General features: G+C 71.2%; 22 protein-coding genes. 7 read left to right on the plus strand and 15 right to left on the minus strand.

Translation table 11 applies throughout. The annotated features are described in order from the left end of the window. Positions 1–1185: an acetoin utilization protein AcuC gene (locus tag ACQP2Y_RS38950; RefSeq protein WP_433721378.1), complete on the minus strand. Its 1185-nt coding sequence runs from the start codon at positions 1183–1185 to the stop codon at positions 1–3. Positions 1186–1474: 289 nt separating this feature from the next. Here ACQP2Y_RS38950 and ACQP2Y_RS38955 point away from each other — a divergent pair, with 289 nt between their 5' ends. Beyond that, complete coding sequence (locus ACQP2Y_RS38955) at positions 1475–2224, plus strand: metal-dependent transcriptional regulator (RefSeq protein ID WP_360815778.1); 750 nt, start codon at positions 1475–1477, stop codon at positions 2222–2224. An 11-nt stretch (positions 2225–2235) separates the two neighbouring features. On the opposite strand, the gene ACQP2Y_RS38960 is transcribed toward ACQP2Y_RS38955, so the two are convergent. Both ACQP2Y_RS38960 and ACQP2Y_RS38965 read right to left on the minus strand, forming a co-directional pair. Next, positions 2236–2790, minus strand: a complete 555-nt coding sequence (locus tag ACQP2Y_RS38960; protein WP_433721379.1) for a hypothetical protein — start codon at positions 2788–2790, stop codon at positions 2236–2238. A 65-nt stretch (positions 2791–2855) separates the two neighbouring features. Further along, entirely contained in the window at positions 2856–3029 is a 174-nt protein-coding gene (locus ACQP2Y_RS38965) for a DUF5522 domain-containing protein (RefSeq protein WP_360815783.1), read from the minus strand. A gap of 64 nt (positions 3030–3093) precedes the next feature. Between ACQP2Y_RS38965 and ACQP2Y_RS38970 the strand changes: the two genes are divergently transcribed. After that, positions 3094–3546: a hypothetical protein gene (locus tag ACQP2Y_RS38970; protein WP_433721380.1), complete on the plus strand. Its 453-nt coding sequence runs from the start codon at positions 3094–3096 to the stop codon at positions 3544–3546. A gap of 11 nt (positions 3547–3557) precedes the next feature. After that, positions 3558–4472, plus strand: a complete 915-nt coding sequence (locus tag ACQP2Y_RS38975; RefSeq protein WP_433721381.1) for an alpha/beta fold hydrolase — start codon at positions 3558–3560, stop codon at positions 4470–4472. 12 nt (positions 4473–4484) lie between these two features. Here ACQP2Y_RS38975 and ACQP2Y_RS38980 read toward each other — a convergent pair whose 3' ends face one another. The 3 genes from ACQP2Y_RS38980 to ACQP2Y_RS38990 all read right to left on the minus strand — a co-directional run bounded on the left by ACQP2Y_RS38980 (position 4485) and on the right by ACQP2Y_RS38990 (position 8297). Next, positions 4485–5699 carry an MFS transporter gene (locus tag ACQP2Y_RS38980; RefSeq protein ID WP_433721382.1) on the minus strand — a complete coding sequence of 405 codons (1215 nt, stop codon included), beginning with the start codon at positions 5697–5699 and terminating at the stop codon, positions 4485–4487. A gap of 17 nt (positions 5700–5716) precedes the next feature. After that, positions 5717–7270 carry a peptide-N4-asparagine amidase gene (locus ACQP2Y_RS38985; RefSeq protein ID WP_433721383.1) on the minus strand — a complete coding sequence of 518 codons (1554 nt, stop codon included), beginning with the start codon at positions 7268–7270 and terminating at the stop codon, positions 5717–5719. A 145-nt stretch (positions 7271–7415) separates the two neighbouring features. Beyond that, on the minus strand, positions 7416–8297 hold the full coding sequence (locus tag ACQP2Y_RS38990; RefSeq protein ID WP_433721384.1) for a helix-turn-helix domain-containing protein: 882 nt from the start codon (positions 8295–8297) through the stop codon (positions 7416–7418). 64 nt (positions 8298–8361) lie between these two features. Between ACQP2Y_RS38990 and ACQP2Y_RS38995 the strand changes: the two genes are divergently transcribed. Further along, positions 8362–8913, plus strand: coding sequence for a TIGR03086 family metal-binding protein (locus tag ACQP2Y_RS38995; protein ID WP_433721385.1), 552 nt, complete (start codon positions 8362–8364; stop codon positions 8911–8913). Between the two features lie 69 nt (positions 8914–8982). Here the strand turns inward: ACQP2Y_RS38995 and ACQP2Y_RS39000 are convergent, their stop codons facing one another. The 3 genes from ACQP2Y_RS39000 to ACQP2Y_RS39010 form a co-directional block, all read right to left on the minus strand. After that, a complete protein-coding gene (locus ACQP2Y_RS39000; protein WP_433721386.1) occupies positions 8983–11865 on the minus strand; it encodes a vitamin B12-dependent ribonucleotide reductase in 2883 nt (960 codons plus the stop codon). A gap of 92 nt (positions 11866–11957) precedes the next feature. After that, on the minus strand, positions 11958–12479 hold the full coding sequence (gene nrdR, locus ACQP2Y_RS39005) for a transcriptional regulator NrdR (protein WP_360549662.1): 522 nt from the start codon (positions 12477–12479) through the stop codon (positions 11958–11960). Between the two features lie 324 nt (positions 12480–12803). Further along, positions 12804–13139: a LysM peptidoglycan-binding domain-containing protein gene (locus ACQP2Y_RS39010; RefSeq protein WP_433721387.1), complete on the minus strand. Its 336-nt coding sequence runs from the start codon at positions 13137–13139 to the stop codon at positions 12804–12806. Between the two features lie 240 nt (positions 13140–13379). Between ACQP2Y_RS39010 and lexA the strand changes: the two genes are divergently transcribed. Further along, positions 13380–14207 carry a transcriptional repressor LexA gene (gene lexA, locus ACQP2Y_RS39015; protein WP_433721388.1) on the plus strand — a complete coding sequence of 276 codons (828 nt, stop codon included), beginning with the start codon at positions 13380–13382 and terminating at the stop codon, positions 14205–14207. 578 nt (positions 14208–14785) lie between these two features. Here the strand turns inward: lexA and ACQP2Y_RS39020 are convergent. Continuing rightward, entirely contained in the window at positions 14786–16762 is a 1977-nt protein-coding gene (locus ACQP2Y_RS39020; RefSeq protein WP_433721389.1) for a hypothetical protein, read from the minus strand. Between the two features lie 83 nt (positions 16763–16845). Continuing rightward, positions 16846–18243 carry a GTPase HflX gene (gene hflX, locus ACQP2Y_RS39025; protein WP_433721390.1) on the minus strand — a complete coding sequence of 466 codons (1398 nt, stop codon included), beginning with the start codon at positions 18241–18243 and terminating at the stop codon, positions 16846–16848. Positions 18244–18415: 172 nt separating this feature from the next. Between hflX and ACQP2Y_RS39030 the strand changes: the two genes are divergently transcribed. Then, positions 18416–19876 (plus strand): NAD-dependent malic enzyme, encoded by a 1461-nt coding sequence (locus ACQP2Y_RS39030; protein WP_433721391.1) that lies wholly within the window; start codon positions 18416–18418, stop codon positions 19874–19876. A 46-nt stretch (positions 19877–19922) separates the two neighbouring features. Here ACQP2Y_RS39030 and ACQP2Y_RS39035 read toward each other — a convergent pair whose 3' ends face one another. Genes ACQP2Y_RS39035 through miaA form a run of 3 tightly spaced genes read right to left on the minus strand, consistent with a single transcriptional unit; the run spans position 19923 to position 22455 of the window. Continuing rightward, positions 19923–20693: a glycerophosphodiester phosphodiesterase gene (locus tag ACQP2Y_RS39035; RefSeq protein ID WP_433721392.1), complete on the minus strand. Its 771-nt coding sequence runs from the start codon at positions 20691–20693 to the stop codon at positions 19923–19925. Next, on the minus strand, positions 20693–21535 hold the full coding sequence (dapF, locus tag ACQP2Y_RS39040; protein ID WP_433721393.1) for a diaminopimelate epimerase: 843 nt from the start codon (positions 21533–21535) through the stop codon (positions 20693–20695). Before dapF ends, ACQP2Y_RS39035 begins: the two co-directional genes overlap by 1 nt. 8 nt (positions 21536–21543) lie before the next feature. Further along, positions 21544–22455 (minus strand): tRNA (adenosine(37)-N6)-dimethylallyltransferase MiaA, encoded by a 912-nt coding sequence (gene miaA / locus ACQP2Y_RS39045; RefSeq protein WP_433732220.1) that lies wholly within the window; start codon positions 22453–22455, stop codon positions 21544–21546. Between the two features lie 178 nt (positions 22456–22633). Between miaA and ACQP2Y_RS39050 the strand changes: the two genes are divergently transcribed. After that, on the plus strand, positions 22634–23842 hold the full coding sequence (locus ACQP2Y_RS39050) for a DUF349 domain-containing protein (protein WP_433721394.1): 1209 nt from the start codon (positions 22634–22636) through the stop codon (positions 23840–23842). A gap of 93 nt (positions 23843–23935) precedes the next feature. Here ACQP2Y_RS39050 and ACQP2Y_RS39055 read toward each other — a convergent pair whose 3' ends face one another. Continuing rightward, positions 23936–24880: a threonine ammonia-lyase gene (locus tag ACQP2Y_RS39055; protein WP_433721395.1), complete on the minus strand. Its 945-nt coding sequence runs from the start codon at positions 24878–24880 to the stop codon at positions 23936–23938. Between the last annotated feature and the right edge of the window lie 23 nt (positions 24881–24903).

Genomic DNA, 24903 nt, shown 5'->3' on the forward strand with positions numbered 1-24903 from the left:
TCAGTCCCGGATGTCCTGCGGGTCCAGCCCGTGCAGCGGGAAGACCACCCGCCGGGTCGCCATGATGGCCTTGTCGACCGGGTCCGGCGTGGTGCCCGGCTCCCAGCGTTCGACCGGCGGGGTGGTGCCGTCGGTCAGCGTGACCGGCACTTCCTCACCGGGACGGCGGTCGGCGGCGAGCTTGCGCCAGGCCTGCGGGATGGCTGTGCCCGGATCCAGCGCCTCGCCGGTGGCCACCGCCAGCAGGTGGGTCCAGGCCCGCGGCACGACCTCGACCAGGGCGTACCCGCCGCCGCCGGTCGCCACCCAGCGGCCGTCGCAGAGCTCGTCGGCCAGGCCCCGCAGCGCGATGTAGGCGGCGCGCTGGCCGTCGACCGACAACCGCAGGTCGGCGAGGGGGTCGAGCCGGTGGGCGTCGGCGCCGCACTGGGTGACGAGGATCTGCGGCGCGAACGCACGCAGCACCGACGGTACGACGGCGTGGAAGGCCCGCAACCAGCCCGCGTCGCCGGTGCCGGGCGGCAGGGCCAGATTCACCGACATGCCCTCGGCGCCCGGGCCGCCCGATTCCTCCGGATAGCCGGTGGTGAAGGGGAACAGCGCCAGCGGCGTCTCGTGCAGGCTCACGGTGAGAACCCGGGGATCGTCGTAGAAGGCCGCCTGCACCCCGTCGCCGTGGTGCACGTCGACATCCACGTACGCGATGCGCTCCGCACCCAGGTCGAGCAGCCGCGCGATGGCGACCGCCGGGTCGTTGTAGACGCAGAAGCCGGCGGCCCGCGCCGCCATGGCGTGGTGCAGCCCGCCGGAGACGTTGACCGCCCGGGTGGCCGCGCCGCTCCACACGGCCTCGGCCGCGGCCAGGGTGGCGCCGCAGATCCGCGCGCTGGCCTCGTGCATGCCCTCGAAGACCGGATTGTCCGGGGTGTTGAGGCCCCAGCCGCGGAAGAAGGGATCGTGCGGGGCCATCCGCACCGCTTCCAGATAGTCCGGCCGGTGCACCCGGAGCAACGCCGCGTCGTCGGCCGGCTCCGGCACGACCAGGCGCACCCCGGGACGGTCGAGCACGCCCAGCTCCCGGGCGAGCGCCATGGTGAGCTCGACCCGCACCGGATTCATCGGGTGGTGCCCCATGTCGTACGCGAGCAGCGCCTCGTCCCAGACCACCGCCGTCGACTCCGCCATGAGCCTCATGCTGCCACGCCGGCGGGAACAATCGGGGGCTGCACCGACGCTGCAAGCATGGCGCCGGTTCGCGGGCGGCCCGGTTGGATAGAGTGCGGGCACTGATGTCGTTGCCGACCATCCGCCCGACCTCGATGCCCGGCCGCCCGACTCGCTGGCCGGCTCGTCGCCGGCGTCAGGCAGCCAGCCCGCTGGGTGCCGGCGCCGCGCTCCGCGCCCGGGAGATTCGGCAGGAGATCCCGGCTCGACTACCCTTGACAGGCACGCTTACTCCGGGAGGTCAGTACCGATGGCGCGGACTCACAACACGTCAACCAAGAAGTCCGACACGAAGGTACATCACGTAGACCTCGTCGACACCACGGAGATGTACCTGCGCACCATCCTCGAACTGGAGGAGGAGGGCGTACCGCCGCTGCGGGCCCGCATCGCCGAGCGCCTGCACCAGAGCGGCCCCACCGTCAGCCAGACCGTGGCCCGGATGGAGCGCGACGGGCTGCTGACCGTCGAGAACGACCGGCACCTGCTGCTCACCGAGGAGGGCCGGGTGGCTGCCGTGGCGGTCATGCGCAAGCACCGCCTCGCCGAGCTGCTGCTGGTCAACGTCATCGGGATGCCCTACGAGGAGGCCCACGAGGAGGCCTGCCGGTGGGAGCACGTGATGAGCGACTCCGTCGAGCGCAAGGTCTACGAGCTGCTCAACAAGCCGACCCGGTCGCCGTACGGCAACCCGATCCCCGGCCTCGAGGTGCTCGGTCTGCCGGCCGAGGAGCCGCTGGAGAGCAGCTCGACCGTGATCAATGCGGGCGAGCGCAACCTGGCGTTCCCGGGGCTGACCGGCAGTGTCGTGGTGCGCCGGATCTGCGAGAGCGTGCAGACCAACGCCGGGGTGCTGCGCCAGCTGCACGCGGCCGGCATCGACCCGGGTGCGACCGTGACGGTGGCGCAGGAGCGCGACGGTGTGACGATCGACCGCTCCGGGGACAAGATCCGGCTGCCGCGTGAGGTCGCGTCGCGGGTGTTCGTCGACGCCCGCTGAGCCGTCTCGCGTCAGCCGTCGGTGGTGTCCATCGCCTTGGCCAGGTCGAGCAGCTTGGGCGCGAGGTCGTCGACGGCGTCGCGCTGCGCGTCCTTCGGGAAGGTGAAGCGCAACGTCTGGAGCTGCTCGGCCTCGCTGAGCCAGCCGATCTCGACCGTGGGGCCGTGCCCGCCGGTGGCCTTGGTCACCAGCCGGTAGCCGGCCTTGCCGAGGCCCTTGAGCTTGGTCGCCTTGGCCGGCATGAGCTCCTCGGTGAACAGCTCGGCGTCGGCCTTGGTGCTCTCCACCACGGAGAGCGCGAGGTCCGGCCAGGCGGCGGTCTCGGTCTGCACCACGCAGGTGGACGTGTCGTCGATCTGGTCGGAGGCGGCGATGCTGAAGGCGACGCCCAGCTTCTGCTCGATGAAGGCGTAGTCCCAGAGGATGCAGGCGCCACCGGCCGAGGCGGCGGGCTGCTGCACGACCTGCACCGGAGGCATACCCGCGGTCTCGTCCTTCTTGTCCGTGCAGCCGGCAAGGGACAGCAGCGCGGCTGCCGCGCCGAGGGCGATGAGACGCGAACGCACGAGGGGTCCTCCCGACTTTCGGGGCACACCGTACTGTGCGCGAGGCTGGGGACGAAAGCCCCAACTCAGGAACGATCAGCGTACGGACAGTGACGACAGCCCCGGGTGCAGCAGGTGCCCCGCTTGGCCAGGAAGGCCGCGGTGAGCACGAAGAGCCCGGTGTCCGGATCGAGATAACCGGCCTGACCGGCGGCGACCGCGGCGGCGTGCGCGGCCTCGATCCGCGGATCCTTGTCCACCGCCCCACCCTAGCCAGCCGGCGATCACTTGACACCAGGTGTCAAGTAGCGATTGCATACCTGCATGCCGTCGAGGACCGCGCTGATCGAGCAGATCGTCCGGCTGCTCGACATCCGCCTGCTGGACCCGCTGGAGGTCCTGCTCGAAGGCGACGACGCGGTGGAAGCACTACGCCGGCTCGTATGGCGTCGCGCGGGGCAGTGGGCGACGCAGATGCTGGACGGCGACGACACCACCGCGGTGCGAGCGGCCGTACGGCTCATCGCGACGCTGTATCCGGGCGACGGTCCCTTCGACCCGCCGGTCGAGTGGTGGCGCACGCCGCTCGGCGGGGTGGTCGCCCGGCGGGTCGGGCATCCGGCCGCGGAGTCGGTCTCCTACGCCACGGCCGGAGCCATGCTCGGTATCACCCGCCAAGGAGTGCACGACCTGGTCCGGCGGGGACGGCTGCCGCGCCATCCGGATGGTGGACTCCCTTCCGCGGCCGTGCGGGACCGGCTGCAAAGCGAGTCTTGAGGAGAGATGTTGTGATCAACGATCGACTTGTCGATGCCGGTGAGCTGCCTGTCGCCGTCCGGGACTTCGGTGGGGAGCAGCCGCCGTTGCTGCTCCTGCACGGCGCCGGCGGCAACCTGGCCATGCTGACCACGCTCGCCCGGGCCCTGCGCCCCCGGCACCGGGTCATCACGCTGGACCTGCGCGGGCACGGGCGCTCCGGCGACGGTCCGTGGTCCTGGGACGCGGCCCTCGGTGACATCGCCGCGGTGACCGTGCAGCTGGAGCTCAACCGGCCCGCGGTGGTCGGGCACTCGCTCGGCGGGATGCTGGCCGTGCTGTGGGGGCAGCGGCACCCGGAGACGCCCGGCGTGGTGAGCCTGGACGGCAACCCGCCGCCCACCCGGCCCGGCCAGCTGCCCGGCCTCGACCCGGAGAAGGCGGCGGCAGAGCTGGCCCGGCTGACGACGATCTTCGACACCATGCACGCCGGGATGGGCCGGACGATCCCGTCGGAAGAGCTGCCGGACCTGGTGGAACGCCAGCAGATGGCGGCCCGGGACATGGGCGCCAACGAGAAGGTGTGGATCGAGGGCTTCCGGCGCAACCTGGTGCACAAGAACGGCGAGACGACCATGCGGCCGTCCGCCGAGACATCCGCGCAACTGCGGGCGCTGATGAACGGCCTGGAGCTCGGCCCGGTGTACGCGACCACGCCGGCTCCGACGCTGGCCGTGCTGGCCACGCGTGACCTGCCGGAGCAGGAGCCCTTCGCTGATCTGTACGCGGCGCACCGGCGGTATCTCGTGGAGCAGGCCGCGGCGGGTGCCCGGGCCAATCCGCGGATGCGGTACCTGCAGCTCGAGGACTCCTCGCACGCGATGATCATTGAGCAGCCGGAGGTGCTGGCTTCGCTGATCGGCGACTTCCTCAGCGGCGGCCACTGAGGCTTTTGTGGATCAGGGGTTGGGGGCGGTTTCGGGCGTCGGGACTTCGGCCGGTTTGAGGGGGCGGGCCGCGCCCGAGGCGGCCAGGCCCAGGCAGATGGCCGCCACGACCACCAGGAGGGCGCGCAGCACCCCGAAGTGTTCGGCCAGGAAGCCGATCAGCGGCGGTCCGGCCAGGAACGAGCCGTACCCGATCGAGCCCGCCACCGACACCCGGATCGCCGCCCGCACTGGGTCGTCGGCCGCCGCGCTCATGCCGATCGGGAAGCCCAAAGACGCACCCGCACCCCACAGCAGGGCTCCCAGCAGGACCAGCGGCACGCCGACGCCGGACACCACCAGCAGCAGGCCGATCAGGGCCGACAGGGCCGTGCCGCGCAGGACCCGCACCCGGCCCCAGCGTTCGATCGCGTTGCCGCCGAAGAGGCGGGCCAGGGTCATCGCCGAGACGAAGCAGCCGAAGCCGATCGCGCCGACCGTTTCCGTCGCGTGGTAGCCGTCGACCAGGCTGATCGCCAGCCAGTCGTTGGCCGCGCCCTCGGTGAAGCCGAAGCCCAGCATGATCAGGCCGATCAGCAGGGTGCGGGGCTCGCGCCAGGCGTCCCGGACCCGGCCGGCCGAGCGTTGCTCCGCCGTGGTCGCGATGTGCGGCAGGAAGCGGCGCACGGTCACGATCATCACGACCGTGCCGACGAGCGCAGTGCAGAGCAGCTGCGTGGTGACGCTGACGCCGGCCGCCGCCGCGGCCGCGCTGAGCCCGGCGCCGCCCACGGTGCCCAGGCTGAAGCCGGCGTGGAAGCGGGGCATCAGGGTGCGGCCGAGGCGGCGTTCGACGTCCGCGCCCTCGACGTTCATGGCCACGTCCCAGGTGCTGTTGCCGCCGCCGAGCAGCACGAGGCCGACGCCGGCCAGGGGCACCGAGCCGAGGTAGGTGCCCGCGGCCATGCCGACCAGGCCCAGCATCACGGCCATGCTGCCGAGCAGCACCGACCGGGCCGGACCGAAGCGCTGCACGAGCGGGCCGGCCAGCGGGATCGCGGCGATGGCCGCCCCGGAGAGGCAGAGCAGCAGCAGGCCCAATCCGGCGGAACTCAGGCCCAGGTCTTCCCGTACGGCGGGGGCGCGGGCCAGCCAGCCGGCGAAGGCCAGGCCGTTCGTGCCGAAGGTGACGCCGACTGCGACCTTCGCGGACTCGAGGCGGGGACGGTCGGGGGCGGCTGTGGTCACGCCCTCGAACTTAACCGTTAAAGTGGCGAACCGTAAGGCAGTTGATCAGTGATGACGGTCCCGTTGACTGTGCTGATCGTGCGGTCGTAGTCGGGGCCGGGCCGGCGCAGGCGGTAGTGCTCGGTCGAGGTGCCGGTGGCGTGGCGCTGGTCGCGGGGCACGTTCAGGGTCCACGACGCCTGGCCCGTCCACGTGTCCAGCAGCTCGCGGCCCGGCGTGGTGGCCGCGTCCTCCAGCTTCATGGTGGTGGTGAGGCGGTCCGCTTCGTCGATCGTGATCGCGCCCGTCAGGCCGTACCGGCGGCTCGTGGTCGTGATGGACGGCCGGGACCGGCCGCTGCGGACCGTGACCCGCGCCTTGTCGGTCCAGACAGCGCGCAGCGCGTCGTTGGTCTCGTCGGCGTTCCACCTGTGCGTGGAGGTGGTGGTCACCGTGCGGGCGACGGTCGTGGTGACGCGGCCGTGCGAGGTGTCGACGTAGCCGGTGACCGTGAGGCCGTGACCGCCGGTGGTCTTGAGAGTGGGAGCCGTGTACGTGGAGTTGTTGACCAGCGGCTGCTCGTCGGTCGTCACCAGACGCCCGGTGACCTGCCTGCTGCCGTGATCGCGCCAGGCCAGCAGGGTCGTCGGCACATCCCAGCCGCTCTGGCCGGCGGGTACGCCCAGCACATTCACCGTGATGGCATGCGCCTTACCGTCGGTGAGCAGGCCGGCGAACGGGGTCAGGTCGTACCGGATCGGCTGGATGTCAAAAGCGCGCGGCGCCGGCAGGACGTACCAGAGGTACGGGTTGGACCAGCCGCCCGTGTAGACGTGCGGGTAGGGCGCCGCTACGCCGGCCAGCGTGCCGTCGATGCGGACCTGAACCTCCCGGTACGGCCCGTTGTCAGCCGGGCAGGAGTACGGGACACCGGTGGGCGTGGTCAGATACCAGAACTCCTCGCAGCCACCGCCGGAGCCGGTGGCGTACACGTCCGCGAAGAGCCGCTCGGTGTTACGCGGCAGGGCCTGGTCGACCGCCAGCACTTCCGGTCGCGGCGCGGCCCGGCCGCGGTAGAACGTCAGCTTGACGGTCACGTCCAGGACGCCCGTGTAGGTGTCATCCACCACGTTGCCGATCAGCATCTCGACCGGCTGCGGGCGGGTGAGCAGCGCGGCGTACCCGGTGAGGTCCTTCTCCACCGACCAGCGGATGCCGGCCACCGACGGCTCCGGCGTCGAGGTCTTGAAAACCGTCACCCCGCCGATCCTGAGGTAGCCGAGCCGGTCGAACTGCCGGCCCGCAACCGCGCCTTCCAGGCGCAGCACGACCTTTTCCCACGGCCCGCGGCAGGACGGCGCATAGGTCGACGTGTACGGCGTGAAGTCCCGGAACTCGGTGTCCACAATGGTCTCGGCGCAGGCGGCACCGGCCGGCACCGCCACGGGTGGCGCGGCGGTCCGCGGATCGTCCCAGTCGGCGCCGAATTCGGCGGGCGGAACGGGCTGCCGCGCTCCGTGCAGCTCCGCCGCGACGGCCGGCGAGCCGGTCAGGATGGTCAGCACCGCTACCGCGGCCGCGAAGATCTTCACGACCCTATCCGACCGGAGACATCGGTGGCTGTCAACGCCTGCCTGGCCGGCGTCAGCGGGCCGGGGTCAGCGGCCCGGGTCAGCGGCCCGGGTCAGCGGCCCGGTCAGCGGGCCGGCGTCAGCGGGCCGTGGCCAGCGGCCGGGGTCAGCGGCCGGCGTCAGCGGCCGGGTAGCGCTCGGCGTAGCGGGTGGGCGGCTCGCCGACCATGGCCGTGAAATCCCGGACGAAGTGCGCCTGGTCGGCGTAGCCCAGTTCGACGGCGAGCCGCACCCAGTCGATGTCCACCCCGGACGCGAGCCGCTCCCCGACCTCGTGCAGCCGGTAGCGGCGGATCACCCACTTCGGGCCGAGGCCGACATACTCGGCGAACAGCCGCTGCAGCCGGCGCACCCCGATCCCGGCCCGGGCCGCGAGCGCGTCGACCCGGGTGAGCTGCGGCTCGGCCTGCACCAGGGCCACGATGGCCGCGGCCTGCTCGGCCAACGGATCCGGCGCCGGCAGCCGCGCCCGCAAGAACTCCTCGACCTCCTGCTGCAGGTCAGGGCCGGACACGGCCTCCGCGTGCCGGCCCGGCGGCAGGTCAGAGCCGAACACGGCCTCCTTCTGCTGGCCCAGCTGCAGGTCAGGGCCGGACACGGCCTCCGTCTGCCAGCCCCTCGGCAGGTCAGGGCCGAACACGGCCGCGGCCGGGAGTGTGCGGCCGGTGATCGTGGCGACACTCGCGCCCAGGAACGGGCGGAAGCAGCCCGGGCGGAAGGTCACCCCGAAGACCCGGCCGCGGCCTTCGAGCACCCGGACGACATGCCCGCGCTCCGGGCCGCGGACGACCGCGTCACCGTCGCGGAAGGTCAACTGCACGTTCGGGTACGGGACGATCTTCTGCTGGTACGGCTGCTGCCCGCACAGGTCCCACTCCGCGGCCCAGTAGCCGGCGACGAAAGGGGACAGATCCGCGGCCGGGACGCCGTACCAGTGGCGTTGGAAGGTGGCCCACGCGCCGCGCAGCTCGCGCGCATCCCGGACCATGACCGCAGCCTAGCGTCGCGTTTTTTCAAGACGGCGGCGCGCGCGGCGCCTATCGTCGGCGCTCATGCGGGAACACGAACTCATCGCCCTGGCGGCTCCCCCGACGGTGGCCGTCCTGCGGGGCATCCGGCCCGACCAGCTCACCGCCCCGACACCGTGTACGGAGTACGACGTCCGGGGCCTGATCGACCATTTGGTGCACTGGGGGCCGAGCCTGGCCCGGGCCAGCCGGCAATCCGACGGCGAGCCACGACCGGGCGGCGACCCGGTGGAACGGCAGCTCGAGATGCTCGTGGAGGCCTGGTCGGTGCCGGACGCGTGGCAGGGCATGACCACGATGGGCGGCCCGCACGAACTGCCGGCCCGGATGATCGGCGCGATGGCGATCGGCGAGGTCGTCGTGCACGGCTGGGACCTGGCCCGGGCCACCGGCCAGCCGGTCAGCTGGGACGAGACGCTGCTGGACTTCCTGTACGAGGAGGTGGCGAAGACGGCGGAGCTGGGGCGGGAGATGCAGGCGTACGGGGAGGAGGTGCCGGTGCCGCGGACGGCGCCGGTGCTGGACCGGATGCTGGGGCTGACCGGCCGCGACCCGCACTGGACACCCAGACAGTAGCTGCGCCACAGCGGAAGGGAGCCGGACCGCGAGGTCCGGCTCCCTTCTGCCTAACTCATTGCCTCGAGATCAGCTGCAGCCCGAGGTCGAGCCGCAGCCCTCGCAGACGTAGCAGCTGCCGGCCGGGCGCATCTTTGTGCCGCAGGTGAAGCACAGCGGTGCGTCGGCCGACGTGCCCAGGACCACCTCGAGCAGCTCCGTCGAGGAGCCCACCGGGGACGGCGCGCTCTTCTCGGCGTCGGCCGCGGGGACCGTCGCTGTCGGGGACGATGCGGCACCGACCGGGGCGGAGACCGGCGCGGACGCCGCCATGCCCGCCAGGTCGACGCCCGAGGCCTCGGCCGCGGCTTCGGCCTGGATCTGCGCCGCGCGCTCCTTGGCGGTGAAGATGCCCAGCTCGGCGCGGGCGTCGTAGGACAGGAAGTCCAGGGCCAGGCGACGGAAGATGTAGTCCATCACCGAGGCGGCCATGCGGACGTCCGGGTCGTCGGTCATGCCGGCCGGCTCGAAGCGCATATTCGTGAACTTGCTGACGAACGTCTCGAGCGGGACGCCGTACTGCAGCCCTATCGAGATCGCCACCGAGAAGGCGTCCATGACGCCGGCCAGGGTCGAGCCCTGCTTCGACATCTTCAGGAAGACCTCGCCGAGGCCGTCGTCCGGGTAGGACGACGCGGTGAGGTAGCCCTCGGCGCCGCCGACCGAGAAGGAGACCGTCTCCGACGGGCGCTTCTTCGGCAGGCGCTTGCGGACCGGGCGGTACTCGACGACCTTCTCCACGACCGGCTCCACCTCGGCGGCCGGCGTCTCGGCGGTCACCTTCGGCTTGGCCGCCGACAGCGGCTGGCCCACCTTGCAGTTGTCGCGGTAGATCGCCAGCGCCTTGAGGCCGAGCTTCCAGCCCTGGTAGTGGACGTTCTCGATGTCCTCGACGGTCGCCGACTCCGGCATGTTGATCGTCTTGGAGATCGCGCCGGAGATGAACGGCTGCACCGCGGCCATCATCCGCACGTGGCCCATCGGGGCGATGGACCGCTCGCCCATCGCGCAGTCGAAGACCGCGTAGTGCTCCGGCTTGAGGCCGGGGGCGTCGACCACGATGCCGTGGTCGGCGATGTGCTCGACGATCGCCTCGACCTGCTCCTCGGGGTAGCCGAGGCTGCGCAGCGCGCGCGGGACCGTCTGGTTGACGATCTGCATCGAGCCGCCGCCGACGAGCTTCTTGAACTTGACCAGGGCCAGGTCGGGCTCGACGCCGGTGGTGTCGCAGTCCATCATCAGGCCGATGGTGCCGGTCGGCGCGAGCACGGAGGCCTGGGCGTTGCGCCAGCCGTTCTTGTCACCGATCTTGTTGCCGGCCTGCCACTGCTTGGTGGCCTCCCGGACGATCGCGGTGGCGACGGTGCCCGAGGGACGGATCTCGTCGTTGGCCGCGGCGTGCTTGCGCATGACGCGCTTGTGGGCGTCGGCGTTGCGGGCGTACCCGTCGTACGCGCCGACGACGCCGGCGACCTCGGCCGAGCGGCGGTACGCCGTGCCGGTCATCAGCGAGGTGATGGCGGCGGCGACACTGCGGCCCGACTCCGAGTCGTACGGGTGGCCGGTCGCCATCAGCAGGGCGCCCAGGTTCGCGTACCCGATGCCGAGCTGGCGGTAGGCCCGCGTGGTCTCGCCGATCTTCTGGGTCGGGAAGTCTGCGAAGCAGATCGAGATGTCCATCGCGGTGATAACGAACTCGACGCTCTTGACGAACTTCTCGATCTCGAAGCCGCCGTCGGCCTTGAGGAACTTCATCAGGTTGAGCGAGGCCAGGTTGCAGGACGAGTCGTCCAGCGACATGTACTCCGAACACGGGTTGGACGCGGTGATGCGGCCGGTCTCCGGGTTGGTGTGCCAGTCGTTGATCGTGTCGTCGTACTGCAGGCCGGGGTCGGCGCACTCCCAGGCGGCCTTGGCGATCTCGGTGAACAGCTTCTTGGCGTCGATGCTCTCGATCGTCTCGCCGTTCATCCGCCCGCGGAGGTCGAAGGTCGTGCCCTCCTCGACCGCGCGCATGAACTCGTCGCTGACCCGGACCGAGTTGTTGGCGTTCTGGTACTGCACCGAGACGATGTCGCTGCCGCCGAGGTCCATGTCGAACCCGGCGTCGCGCAGGGCCCGGATCTTGTCCTCCTCGCGGGCCTTGGTGGTGACGAACTCCTCGATGTCGGGGTGGTCGACGTCCAGGATCACCATCTTGGCCGCGCGGCGGGTGGCGCCGCCGGACTTGATCGTGCCGGCGCTGGCGTCGGCGCCGCGCATGAAGCTGACCGGGCCGCTGGCCGTGCCGCCGGAGGAGAGCAGCTCCTTGGAGGAGCGGATGCGGGAGAGGTTGACGCCGGAGCCGGAGCCGCCCTTGAAGATCAGCCCCTCCTCCTTGTACCAGTCCAGGATCGAGTCCATCGAGTCGTCCACGGACAGGATGAAGCAGGCGCTGACCTGCTGCGGCGAGGCGGTGCCGACGTTGAACCAGACCGGCGAGTTGAAGCTGAACACCTGGTGCAGCAGCATCCAGGTCAGCTCGTGCTCGAAGATCTCCGCGTCGCCCGGGTCGGCGAAGTAGCCGTGGTCCTCGCCCGCCTTGCGGTAGGTCTTGACGACCCGGTCGATCAGCTGCTTGAGCGACCACTCGCGGGTTTCCGTGCCGACCGCACCCCGGAAGTACTTGGTGGTGACGATGTTGGCCGCGTTGACGCTCCAGGTGGTGGGGTACTCGACCCCGCGCTGCTCGAAGTTGATCGAGCCGTCCCGCCAGTTCGTCATGACGACGTCGCGGCGCTCCCACTCCACCTCGTCGTACGGGTGGACGCCCTCGGTCGTCCAGACGCGCTCGATCCGCAGCCCCCCGACCGCGGCGCCCCCGTTGCTCGCGCGACTGCGCTGCCTGCCTGCTGTCATACCGTCACCGGCCATTTCGTGCTCCCCCTCGATAGATCGCAGCTTCCCCACCGCGATCCGCTTGCCGACATTCGGGCACGGCTGTCGCCATGCCTTGGATAAAAGGCTTATTTGGTACGGGTTTCCGTCCATTTGGCCGGACGTCCACCACTGGGCCGGGCGGGCACCGTGTGCCGGGCTCCCGCCGCCGCCTCGCGCAGATCGGCGAGCTCACGTTCGAAGTCCTCGAGCGAGTCGAAGGACTTGTAGACGCTCGCGAAGCGCAGATAGGCGACCTGGTCGAGCTCCCGCAGCGGCGACAGGATCGCCAGACCCACGTCGTGGCTGGGCACCTCGGCCGCACCCTTGGCCCGGACGGTCTCCTCGACCTTCTGCGCGAGCAGCGCGATCGAGTCCTCATCGACGGGCCGGCCCTGACAGGCCTTGCGGACACCGCTCATGATCTTGGTCCGGCTGAAGGGCTCGGTGACGCCGTTGCGCTTCACGATCGCGAGCACGGCCTCCTCGACCGTGGTGAAGCGCTTGCCGCACTCCGGGCACGACCGGCGACGACGAATCAGCTGACCGTCGTCGGCCTCACGCGAGTCGACCACACGTGAGTCGGCGTGCCGGCAATACGGACACCGCACCGAGATCCCCCTGTCGCCGGGCGCTGCCACCCAGGTCGCCGGAGCCGTCGCGGAACCGTCGTCCAGGCACGCCGAATGACAGCCGCGAAAGCGGTGAGACCCGCTTCGTAGCTGTGGACGAACCTGTGGATGACGGGGTTGCCCGACCCCAACCTGTGGATGACTTACACCCTTGTAACTACTAGATGTTGGGGTTGACGTTATGCCGCTGCGGACGTCGATGCAAGTTCACCGGCGCGTCGGCGCGCCGCTTTTTCTACCTCAACACGAGGGGTGCCGCACCGGTCACGGCCAGCACCGGAACAACATGATCAACGCTGTGGATCAACGCGTCCGGGGAACCACCAGAGTGTCACCGGCGTGGATGGCGATCTCCTCGTCACCCAGACCGTTGAGCCGGCGGATCTCGGCCACCACGGCATGCGGGCTACGGACCGGGTCGGTGCGGGCGGCGATGTCCCACAGCGTGTCGTCGGACTGGACCACGACGGTGGGCGCCGGACCGGACGGGGGATTCTCGGCCCGGGAAGCTGTGGTCCACAACACGGCGCTCGCGAGAGACGCGAGAAGAATGAAGAAGGCCAGCACGACGACGCGACCCCGCCGGGTCAACCGCAACGGGGCCGGCTCATCGACCCGCCGCATACCAGTGACCACCACGGCATATTCCTTTCTCCGCATACGTCCCTCGGACAAGCGTTCGATCGAACGCCCGTACGACGGTCTATCAGAACAGACGTACGGAAGTCGAGCACTTCCGAGCGACACGCCGCGAGAAAGTCGTACAGATGTTTGAATATGTCGTACCCCGCAGTTACGGTTCTCGGTCAAGAGGGGTCAGCCGGGCACAAGTCCATCCCCACGGGCGAATGTCCGGCTCCGCGAGCGCACCACGTGCCGATGAGGCACTGGCCGACAGGGAGGGCCAACGTGTCGACCGACGACCGGACGAGCCGGCAACACCAGAACGACTCGAAGCCAGAGGCCGCCAATACGAAGGCGGCGATGCGCCGGCGCACGCCGTCCCGGGCCCGCAGCGGTGACGCGCCGCAGCTGCGCAGCGTGACGCCGGTGGTCAGCCAGTTCCCCGATCTGGTCACCGCGGACCTGACCGCACGCCAGCGCCGGATCCTCGAGTTCATCCGCGACTGGGTGGAACGCTACGGATACCCGCCGAGCGTCCGCGAGATCGGCGAGGCTGTGGGTCTGGTGTCGCCGTCGAGCGTGGCCTACCAGCTGAAGGAGCTGGAAAAGAAAGGCTTCCTGCGCCGCGACCCGAACAGGCCGCGCGCGGTGGACGTGCGCGCGCCCAGCGAGATGGTCGACGACGAGGCGCTGCGGTCCGCGCGGCCGACCCCGGCGTACGTGCCGCTGCTGGGCCGGATCGCGGCCGGTGGACCGATCCTGGCCGAGCAGGCGGTGGAGGAGTTCTTCCCGCTCCCCCGCGAACTGGTCGGCGAAGGCGACGTCTTCATGCTCGAGGTCAAGGGCGACTCGATGATCGACGCGGCCATCTGCAACGGGGACTGGGTGGTGGTCCGCCAGCAACCGACAGCGAACGTGGGTGACATCGTGGCGGCGATGATCGACGGCGAGGCGACGGTCAAGAGCTACCGGCAGCGGGACGGGCATGTGTGGTTGATGCCGGCTAATCCGGCGTTCGACCCGATTCCGGGGGATGACGCTACGGTGATGGGTCGCGTGGTCGCTGTTCTCCGGCGAGTCTGACGGTTCGCCGAGGGGCGGCCGGGTGCACCGGGCCGGCGCCGGGCGGGCCGGGCTGGGCGGGCCGGGGCCGGGCGGGCCGGGGCCGGGCGGGCCGGGGCCGGGCGGGCCGGGGCCGGGCGGGCCGGCCGGGCGGATTGGCGCCGGGCGAGCCGGCCGGGCGGATTGGCGCCGGGCGAGCCGGCCCTGCGGATTGGCGCCGGGCGAGCCGGCCGGGCGGATTGGCCAGAGTCGGCGGGCCCGCGAGTGGGCGGGCGTTTCGACAAGGCCGGCTGAGCCGCCGGGCCGGCTAAGGCCGCCGAATGCCCATGCGCGGCGTCAACGCCTACACCGCCGGCCCGGCGCTGGCGAGGAGAAATCAACGAAGCGGTGCGGCGGTCCGCTCGGCCGCAGTGTCTGCTGGGCCGTCGAATCGGCTGCGCCGTCGAATCGGCTGGGCCGCCGAATCGGCTGGGCAAACGGATTAAAGCCCAGCCGCTGCTGGCGCCAAGTCCTTCGCCGTGGAAAGCGACAGGCCGATGCCGCCCACCCGAAGGCGGCAACATCGGCCTGACAGAGCTGAGGGCGAACCGACCGCGACGTCAGTAGCCGCGCGGGCTGCGGCCGTACCCCGGATTGTCGAACCGGCCTTCCGGCCGCCGCTGGGTCCCGTTCAGGTTCGCGTAGTTGTTCATCCCGTTGGCCTGCCGACCGTCGTCCGGCCGACCCGGGCGCCGGCCACCCTGTGGGTTGCCGCCCTGTCCTTGAGACCCAGAAGGCCGCTGCGGTCCCCCACCCTGAGGCCGGCCACCGGTCGACGGCGGAGGCGGGGGTGGAGGCGGCGCGCCGTAGACCCCACCACCAGGTCTGCCACCCCCTTGGCCCGGGCGACCGCCGGGCTGCTGGGCCGGGCGTGCGGGCGGCTGACCGGGACGCACCGCCGGCTGACCACCCTGCCCCGGGCGAGGCCCGGGCTGGGCGGGCCGGGCACCGGGCTGAGCAGGCCGACCACCAGGCTGAGCCGGGCGACCACCGGGCTGAGCCGGGCGACCGCCAGGCTGAGCAGGCCGTGCACCAGGCTGAGCCGGGCGACCACCGGGCTGAGCGGGACGACCGCCAGGCTGAGCCGGCCGAGCACCAGGCTGCCCCGGACCAGCCGGCGGCACACCGGGACGACCAGCAGCAGGACGACCCCCGGGCTGACCGCCCTGACCGGGACGACCAGCAGGCTGACCACCCTGCGGCGGCCGACCGCCGCCATAAACGCCGTTGCTCTTCGCCGGGGCAGCCGCGGGAGGCTTGGCGCCGTATACGCCAGGACCCGACGGTGCTCCGGCCGGTGGGCGGTTTCCGCCGTACACGCCCGGGCGCTGGGCCGGACCGCCGACCGAGAGCAGTTCCGTTTTTGCGTCCAACGGATCGGGGTCGGCGTTCGGGTCCGGGTTTTTCATCGCCGGTTCGAGCTTGCGCTTCTTGCGGGATTGCATGATGCCGATGACGCCCGCGCCGACCAGGAGGGCGCCGAGGACGCCTACGCCGCCGATCAGGTAGGTGATGTCGGTCAGGCTGAGGTCGGCGAACCAGGATGCGCCGTCGTTCTTTTCTGCCGCTGCCGCGTCGGTTTTCGCTTCCACGATTTTTGTCGCGGGTGTGTAGCCCAGGATGTAGTTGGCCGCTTCCGGGTCGGCGCCCGAGCCCATGTCCGACACCGTGTAGAACGTTTTGCCGTCGGCGCTGTACGTAATCGCTTCGCCGAAGGGTTCGTTCGGTAGGGGCGTCTTGCGGGGCTTGTTCTTCAGCGATCCGAGCACGTCGCCGTCGGCGACATCCCACTCGTACGCGTCCAGGTAGGTCCGCAAGGTGACCTTGCCGCCGCCCGGCGCCACCGCACCACCCGTGACCGTGGTCTGGGCCAGCCGGGCGATCGGGATGCCGGGGGTGTCGCTGCTCGGCAGCTCGATCTCGCCCGCCTTCTTCAGCGGTACGCCCTCTTCGTTGTTCACCTTCAGTGCGGCCGTCGGCGTGTAGAGCTGCGTCTTGCCGGAGACTTCCTTGGTCACGATGATCGGCGTGCCGTCACCGTTGAACAGCAGGGCCTCGGCGTCGTGCTTGTCGCCGTTCGGGTAGGCCAGGCGGTGGATCTTCGGCTCTTTCTTGCCGCTCACCGGCATCGACCAGAGACCGATCGTGCGGCGGGTGTCGCCCTTGCCGTCGCGGGCGCTGTTGTCGCCGATGTCCGCGATCCACAGCGTGTCGCCGTCCGGGGACAGGGTCAGGTCCTCGGTGTCGAGCGGGCGTGACGGGAAGTCGACCCTGTCGGTGATCTTGCAGTCGTCGTCGAGGAAGAAGACCTTGCGCTTGGCGGCCTCGTCGACGCCGTCGTTTACCACGACGAAGCCGTTCTTGGTGGCCACGATCCCCGAGAGCTCCGACAAAGCGGGATCGGTGATCTTACAGATCTTCTTGCCGGCCGCTGCCTTGGCCGAGGTCACCGTCGGAGCGGGCTCGGCTGAGGCGGGCACGGCCCCCATCATCACCAGCCCCGAGGCGAGGATGGCCGGGAACACGAGACGCCGCATCCGATCAGTGTCGCATGCGGCGTCTCGTGCCGGTGTTACGCGTGGATCAACCCTGCTCAGCGGGGGTGCCGCTTAAGCCGGAGCTAAGGTGCGACGAAGTTCTCCAGCTCGGCGGCGAGCTGCTCGCCGACCCGTACCTTCAGCTCCGTGCCCTGCTCGGTGTGCCGGGTGTCGAGCACCTGCCCGCCGCGGTGGATCCGGGCGACCAGGTCACCCCGGTCGTACGGCAGCAGCACCCGCATGTCCTTCGCCGGGCGCGGCAGCCGCTGGGCGATCGCCGAGTGCAGCTCGTCGATGCCCAGCCCCGAGCGCGCCGACACGAACACGGCGTCCGGCCAGGCCCGCTTGAGCCGCAGGATCGTCTCCTCGTCGGCCGCGTCCATCTTGTTGACGACCAGCAGCTCGGGGATGCGGTCCGCACCCACCTCGCCGAGGACCTCGCGGACCGCCGACACCTGACCCTCGGGGTCCGGGTGCGCGCCGTCCACCACGTGCACGATCAGGTCCGAGTACGCCACTTCCTCCAGCGTCGAGCGGAACGCCTCGACGATGTGGTGCGGCAGGTGCCGGACGAAGCCGACCGTGTCGGAGATGGTGAACACGCGCCCGTCCTCGGCCGCGGTCCGGCGGGTGGTCGGGTCGAGCGTCGCGAACAGCGCGTCCTCGACCAGCACGCCCGCCGAGGTGAGGCGGTTGAGCAGGCTGGACTTGCCGGCGTTGGTGTAGCCGGCGATCGCCACCGCGGGCACGCCGCTGTTGGTGCGCTTGGCGCGCTTCGTCTGGCGTACCGTCCGCAGGCCCTTGATCTCGCGCTTGAGCTTCGAGATGCGGGTGTTGATCCGCCGCCGGTCCGTCTCGATCTTGGTTTCACCGGGACCACGGGTGCCGACGCCGCCGCCGGAACCACCGCCCGCGCCGCCGCCCTGACGGGACAGCGAGTCACCCCAGCCGCGCAGGCGGGGCAGCAGGTACTGCAGCTGGGCCAGCTCGACCTGCGCCTTGCCTTCCTTGCTCTTCGCGTGCTGGGCGAAGATGTCCAGGATCAGCATGGTGCGGTCGACGACCTTGACCTTGACCTGCTCCTCGAGCTTGCGCAGCTGCGAGGGCGAGAGCTCGCCGTCGCAGATGACCGTGTCCGCGCCGGTGGCGATGACCACGTCGCGCAGCTCGTCGACCTTGCCGCGGCCGATGAAGGTGGCCGAGTCGGGCTGGCTGCGGCGCTGGATCAGCCCCTCGAGCACCTCGGAGCCGGCCGTCTCGGCCAGCGCGGCGAGCTCGATGAGCGAGTTCTCCGCGTCGTCGCTGCTGCCGCCGGTCCAGACGCCGACCAGGACGACCCGTTCGAGTCGCAGCTGGCGGTACTCGACCTCGGTGATGTCGGTGAGTTCGGTGGAGAGACCGGCGACCCGGCGCAGCGAACGGCGCTCCTCGAGCTCCAGCTCACCGGTGGTGACGTCGGGTTCGAATACCTCAGTACGCAAAAGGTGACCTCCTCCGCCGATGGTGGCACGGCGGACGGGTCCGCGCATCCACTTAACCCGGCGGGGCGTTGTCGCAGGAGTGTCTGACTCTTCAGTAACCACCGGATTGGTGGCCGGTATTCCCGAAGCGCAAGAATGCGGGTACGCACCCGCCAACGACGGAGGGAACACCGTGGTGACCACCCGCCTGCCCAGCGCAGGATTCTCGATCACGATCCGAATCGCCGTGACCGCCGATGCCTCGTCCATCGGCCGGCTCACCACCTGCGTCGGCGAGGCCGGCGCGATCGTGACGGCCCTCGACGTGGTGGACTCCGACCCCACCCGGGTGCTCGTCGACCTCACCTGCGACACCGCCGACTCCAGCCACGCCGACCAGGTCGTCAAGAACCTCGAGGAGCAGGACGGCGTCGACGTCCGCAAGGTCTCCGACCGCACCTTCCTGCTGCATCTCGGCGGCAAGATCGAGGTCAACTCCAAGGTCGCGCTGCGCAACCGGGACGAGCTGTCGCGGGCGTACACGCCGGGTGTGGCGCGGGTGTGCATGGCCATCGCGGAGAACCCGGCCGACGCGCGCCGGCTCACCATCAAGCGCAACACGGTCGCCGTGGTCAGCGACGGCTCGGCGGTGCTGGGCCTGGGCAACATCGGCCCGGCCGCCGCGATGCCCGTGATGGAGGGCAAGGCCGCTCTGTTCAAGCGGTTCGGCGGCGTGGACGCGTGGCCGGTCGTGCTCGACACCCAGGACACCGACGAGATCGTGGCCATCGTCAAGGCGATCGCCCCGGCGTACGGCGGGATCAACCTGGAGGACATCGCGGCGCCGCGGTGCTTCGAGATCGAGACGCGGCTGCGCGAGCTGCTGGACATCCCGGTCTTCCACGACGATCAGCACGGCACCGCGATCTGCGTGCTGGCCGCGCTCACCAACGCGCTGCGGGTGGTCGGCAAGAACCTGGCCGACGTCAAGGTCGTCGTCTCCGGGGCCGGGGCGGCGGGCACGGCGATCATGAAGCTGCTGCTGCGCCAGGGCGTGGGCGACATCATCGCGTACGACCGCCGGGGCGCCCTGCACCGCGGCATGGACGACCTGAACCCGACCTGGCAGTGGCTGACCGAGCACACCAACAAGGACAACTACAGCGGGGACCTGAAGGGCGCGATCGTCGGCGCCGACGTGTTCATCGGGGTCAGCGCGCCGAACCTGCTGACCGGGGACGACATCGCCAAGATGGCGGAGAAATCGATCGTCTTCGCGCTGGCCAACCCGGATCCCGAGGTGGACCCGCGGGAGGCCCGCCAGCACGCCGCGGTGGTCGCGACCGGCCGCTCGGACCAGCCGAACCAGATCAACAACGTGCTGGCGTTCCCGGGCGTGTTCCGCGGCATGCTCGACGTCAGCGCCGAGGCGTTCACCGAGGAGATGGCGCTGGCCGCGGCGATGGCCATCGCCAACGTGGTCGGCGAGGACAAACTCAACCCGACGGTGATCGTGCCGAGCGTCTTCGACGCGCGGGTGACCCCGGCGGTGGCCGCGGCGATCCGCGCGGTGGTCAAGGGCTCCCCCGCCCCGGTCAACCCGGCGGCGGTGCCCGAGGTCGAGCTGGAGCAGGCCCCCGAAGAAACCTTCTGACAGCACCGGCGGACAGGCGCGGCCCGGAAGAAGCCGGGCCGCGCGGTCAGGCCAGGCCGCGGGCGACCATCCAGCCGGTCAGCTCGCCGGTGCGGTCGTTGATCAGGCCGGCGACCCCGGCCTCGATCAGGGCGGGCCAGAGCGACATGTCGTTCGGCGTCCAGGGCATGACCCCGACGCCCGCCTCGGCGAGCGCGGCGACCGTCGGCGGGGCGGCCAGCACCGCGCGCAGATTCGGGTTCACGTAACTGAGCCGGAGCTCTTGGGCGAACCGCACCTGCTCGTCGTCGAAGCCGTGCCGCAGCAGCCCGAGGCGTACGTCGGGGGCGACCTCGCCGGCCAGCCGGACGACATCCGGGTCGAAGCTCTGCACCACCGTGCGGTCCAGCAGGCCGGCCTCCGTGACCTGGCCCAGGATGACCTTCACCTGCTCCGGGGTGGCCGGCGGCTTGATCTCCAGCAGCAGCTCGATCGGCGGCGCGGCGTCCGGCGTGACACCCACTGCGTGCGGGCGCAGCAGGTCGATGACCTCACGCAGCAGCGGGATCCGGATCCCCGCGTACGCCGGGGAGAACCAGGATCCCGCGTCCAGCGCCGAGATCTCGTCGAGGGTCAACTCCCAGACGTGGCCGGTGCCGCCCGTGGTGCGGTCCACCGTACGGTCGTGGATCACCACGGGCACGCCGTCGGCCGTGGTCCGCACGTCGAACTCGATCAGCGTCGCGCCGGCCCGGACCCCGGCGGCCAGGGCGGGCAGGGTGTTCTCGGGCGCGACGGCCGAATAGCCCCGGTGCGCCACCCGGTGCAGCCCCGCCATCAGACGAGGGCCGCCGGGTCCACCTCGCCCGTGGCGACCAGCACGGCCGGACCCGCCAGCCACCAGGAGTCACCGCGACGGGTGACGGTCAGCCGGCCACCCGGCAGATCCACCGCAACGACGCCCTCGCTCAGCCCGGCGTCGCGCAGTGCCACCGCGCCGACCGCGAGGGCCCCGGAACCGCAGGACAGCGTCTCGGCCGAGCCGCGTTCGTAGACCCGCATGTGCACGTGCAGGTCGGCACCCTCCACCGGCGTGCCCGGGGTGGTGAACTCCACGTTCACCCCGGACGGGAAAAGCGCCGGGTCGAAGCCGGGCGGCACGTGCAGGTCCAGCGAGGAGAGCGGCAGGCTGTCGTGCAGGCCGCAGACCAGGTGCGGGTTGCCGCAGTTCACGGCGATACCGGGGAAGGTCAGCGGGCCGACGGTGGCCGTGCTGGCCGCGTACACCTTGGGGGCGCCCATGTGGACGGAGATGATGTCCGCCTCGACCGCCGCGCGCACGACGCCGGCCCGCGTCGCCACCGGCAGGCCCTCGGGGCCGGGGGTGGCCAGGCCGTTGGCCAGCAGGTAGCGGGAGAAGACGCGGACGCCGTTGCCGCACATCTCGGCCAGCGAGCCGTCGGCGTTCCAGTAGTCCATGAACCACTCGGCGTCGGCGGCGAAACCCGCGCCGTCCGGGTGCTTGGCGCTGCGCACGACGCGCAGCACGCCGTCGGCGCCGATGCCGCGGTGCCGGTCGCACAGCGCCGCGACCAGCGCAGGTGTCAGCTCCAGCGCCCCGTCCGGGTCGCCGAGGATGACGAAGTCGTTGCCGGTGCCATGGCCCTTGGTGAACAACACGCGGTCCATCATCGCGCAGCCGCCGCGCAGGCCGCCAACGCGTCCTCCGTCAGGGTCGGTGACGCGCCGTCGAGCCAGGTGATCCGCGGGTCGCGGCGGAACCACGAGCGCTGGCGGCGCACGAAGCGCCGGGTGGCCCGGACGGTCTCCTCGACCGCCTGCTCCTGGGTGAACTCGCCGTCGAGCTGGGCCAGCGCCTGCTGGTAGCCCAGGGCCCGGCTCGCCGTGCGGCCCTCGCGCAGCCCGTCGAGGCCGCGTACCTCGTCGAGCAGGCCGGCCGCCCACATCAGGTCGACCCGGTCGGCGATCCGCTGGTCGAGGACCTCGGCCTCGCGGTCGACACCGAGCTGCACCGACGGGTAGTGCGGCGTCGGCGCCGGCAGCGAGGCGGTGAAGGGTGCACCGGTCAGCTCGATCACTTCAAGGGCCCGGACGATGCGCCGCCCGTTGGACGGAAGGATCTTGGTGGCGGCCGGCTCGTCGAGCGTCCGCAGCCGCTCGTGCAGCGGCGCCGGTCCCACCGCGGCGAGCTCCCGCTCCAGCCGCTCCCGAATGGCGGGATCCGTGCCGGGAAATTCGAACTCTTCCAAAACAGCCCGGACATACAGCCCGGAGCCGCCCACAAGCAGCGGCACTCTGCCCCGGGCGAGGATGTCGTCGACGGCCGCGCGCGCCAGCTCCTGGTAGGCCGCGACACTCGCCGGCTCCCGCACGTCCCAGACGTCCAGCACGTGGTGCGGGACGCCTTCCCGCTCGTCAACGGTCAGTTTGGCGGTGCCGATGTCCATCCCGCGGTAGAGCTGCATCGAGTCGGCGTTGACCACCTCGCCGCCGAGGGCGTGGGCGAGCGCGATGCTGAGGGCGGATTTCCCGGCCGCGGTGGGCCCGACGACCGCGATCACCGGCGAACCTGGGAGCAATGGCACGGAGCCACCGTAACGGGCTGGTCACGGTCGTTCGCGGGCGCTTCCCCGGAACCGGGTTGGACCTGTGACAATGCGCGAGAAAGAATGCCGATGGAATGATGGCATTCGACTGCGCTATGGCGGCGGTCGCGGGCAGCGAGGCCCGTGCAGCCGGGAGAACGAGGGTGGGCTCATGAACGACTGGACGGCCTTCGGGCGCGTGGATGCCGACGGCACCGTGTATGTGAAGACGGCCGAGGGCGACCGCGTGGTCGGCTCGTGGCAGGCGGGCACACCCGAGGAGGGCCTGGCCCACTTCGCCCGGCGGTTCGCGGATCTGGTGACCGAGGTCGACCTCATCGAGGCCCGGCTCAAGTCCGGCGCCGCGGACGCCGCACACTCGCTGACCAGCGTGAAGCGGATCCGTGCGAGCCTCGGTGAGGCACACGTGGTCGGCGACATCGACGGGCTCGCCGCCCGCCTCGACCGGCTGACCGCGGTCGCCGAGGAGAAGGCCGGCGAGGCCAAGGCCGCCCGCGAGGTGGCCCGGGGCGAGGCCCTGGCGCGCAAGACCGCCCTGGTCGAGGAGGCGGAGACGATCGCCGCCGAGTCGACCGGGTGGAAGAGCGCGGGCGACCGGCTCAAGGAGATCCTCGACGAGTGGAAGACCATCCGCGGCGTCGACAAGAAGACCGACGGCGAGCTGTGGAAGCGCTTCGCGGCCGCCCGGGACGGCTTCACCCGCCGCCGCGGCGCGCACTTCGCCACCCTGGACGGTCAGCGCAAGCAGGCCCAGACAGCGAAGGAAGAGCTGGTCAAGGAGGCCGAGACCCTGGCCGACTCGACCGAGTGGTCGACCACGGCCAACCGGCTCAAGGACCTGATGAACGAGTGGAAGGCCGCTCCCCGCGCCGCCAAGGAGGCCGAGCAGCGCCTCTGGGAACGCTTCCGGGCCGCCCAGGACGCCTTCTTCACCCGGCGCAGCGAGGTCTTCTCGGCCCGCGACGCCGAATACCAGGGCAACCTGGAGAAGAAGCAGGCCATCCTGGCCGAGATCGAGGCGCTGGACGTCGACGCGGACCCGCGCGGCGCCCAGAACAAGCTCCGGGACGCCCAGGCGGCCTGGCACGACGCCGGCCGGGTGCCCCGCGAGTCGACCGCGTCGCTGGACCGCCGCTGGCGGACCGCCGAGGAGCGCATCCGGGTCGCGATGGACTCGGCGTGGCGCAAGACCACGCCGCAGGACAACCCGCTGCTCCAGCAGATGCGTGAGCAGGTCGCCGAGGCCGAGCAGCGGCTGGCCCGGGCCCAGGCCGCGGGCGACGCCAAGCGGATCAAGGAGGCCGAGCAGGCCCTGGCGTCCAAGCGCCAGTTCCTCTCCCTCGCCGAACAAGCCGGATAGAACCTTTCCGGTACGCGCACAGAGTCCCGCCGCCAGCAGATCACTGTGATCCGGGCTGACCGGCGGGACTCTTGCTGTGTGCTCTTGTTGCGCTCAGCCCAGCATCGCCAGCTCGGCCTCGTCGGCGTTGCCGCCGGTGCAGACGATTGCCACGCGGTTGCCGGCGAACAGCTCCGGGCGGCTCAGCAGGCCGGCCAGGGCAGCCGCGCCCGCGCCCTCGGCGACGGTGTCTGCCGTCGTGGCCAGCAGGCGCTGGGCTGCGGCGATCTCGTCGTCGGTGACCAGCAGGAAGTCGGCCAGGCCGGCCCGCATGACACTCTGCGGCAGGGCGTAGCCGCGACCCGTGGCCAGCCCGGCGACCCGGGTACGGTTCGGGCGCTTCTCCAGCTCACCGGACCGCCACGAGTCGTACGCGGCCCGCGACTCGGTTGACTGCACGCCGATGACGCGGCAGCCGGGGGCCAGTTCGCGGGCGACCACCGTGGCGGCGCTCGCACCCGTCCCGCTGCCGACCGGGACCAGGATCGCGTCCAGGTCCGGATGGGCCTCGAAGATCTCCAGGTAGAGCGTGCCCACCCCGGCGAGCAGCTCCGGCGTGTCGCCCGGGCTGACCAGCCGCGCGCCGGACTGACCGGCCAGCTTCTCGGCGTGGTGCTGCGCCGCCTCGAGGTCGTCGCCGTGCAGCACGACCTGCGCGTCCAGCTCCTCGATGGCCTTCGCCTTGGCCGGAGCGGCCGTCGCCGGCATCACCACGGTGCACGGCGCGCCGTAGGCCCGGCTGGCGTACGCCAGGGACCGCGCGTGGTTGCCGGTGGAGTAGCTGACCGTGCCGCGGGCCCGGTCCTGCTCCGACATGGCGGCGAGCAGCGTCAGGCCACCGCGTACCTTGAACGCCCCGACCGGTTGCAGATTCTCGTGCTTGACCAGGACGGAAGCACCGACCGCCGCGTCGAGCGCGGGATAGGAACGCGCCGGCGTGGGCGGCAGGTGCTGGTGGACCACGGACCGGGCTCTGGTGACATCGGCGAAGCTGAACACCCGACCATCATCGCGGCCGCGGC

The organism is Actinoplanes sp. CA-051413, assembly GCF_050955795.1.
Lineage (GTDB): Bacteria > Actinomycetota > Actinomycetes > Mycobacteriales > Micromonosporaceae > Actinoplanes.

What these genes read in the sequence shown, in the direction of transcription:
- ACQP2Y_RS38950 (WP_433721378.1), bottom strand. Translation starts at nt 1,185, where the DNA reads ATGGCGGAGTCGACGGCGGTGGTCTGGGACGAGGCGCTGCTCGCGTAC.
- ACQP2Y_RS38955 (WP_360815778.1), top strand. Translation starts at nt 1,475, where the DNA reads ATGGCGCGGACTCACAACACGTCAACCAAGAAGTCCGACACGAAGGTA.
- ACQP2Y_RS38970 (WP_433721380.1), top strand. Translation starts at nt 3,094, where the DNA reads ATGCCGTCGAGGACCGCGCTGATCGAGCAGATCGTCCGGCTGCTCGAC.
- ACQP2Y_RS38990 (WP_433721384.1), bottom strand. Translation starts at nt 8,297, where the DNA reads ATGGTCCGGGATGCGCGCGAGCTGCGCGGCGCGTGGGCCACCTTCCAA.
- ACQP2Y_RS38995 (WP_433721385.1), top strand. Translation starts at nt 8,362, where the DNA reads ATGCGGGAACACGAACTCATCGCCCTGGCGGCTCCCCCGACGGTGGCC.
- ACQP2Y_RS39000 (WP_433721386.1), bottom strand. Translation starts at nt 11,865, where the DNA reads ATGGCCGGTGACGGTATGACAGCAGGCAGGCAGCGCAGTCGCGCGAGC.
- lexA (WP_433721388.1), top strand. Translation starts at nt 13,380, where the DNA reads ATGAGGCACTGGCCGACAGGGAGGGCCAACGTGTCGACCGACGACCGG.
- ACQP2Y_RS39020 (WP_433721389.1), bottom strand. Translation starts at nt 16,762, where the DNA reads ATGCGGCGTCTCGTGTTCCCGGCCATCCTCGCCTCGGGGCTGGTGATG.
- ACQP2Y_RS39035 (WP_433721392.1), bottom strand. Translation starts at nt 20,693, where the DNA reads ATGGCGGGGCTGCACCGGGTGGCGCACCGGGGCTATTCGGCCGTCGCG.
- ACQP2Y_RS39050 (WP_433721394.1), top strand. Translation starts at nt 22,634, where the DNA reads ATGAACGACTGGACGGCCTTCGGGCGCGTGGATGCCGACGGCACCGTG.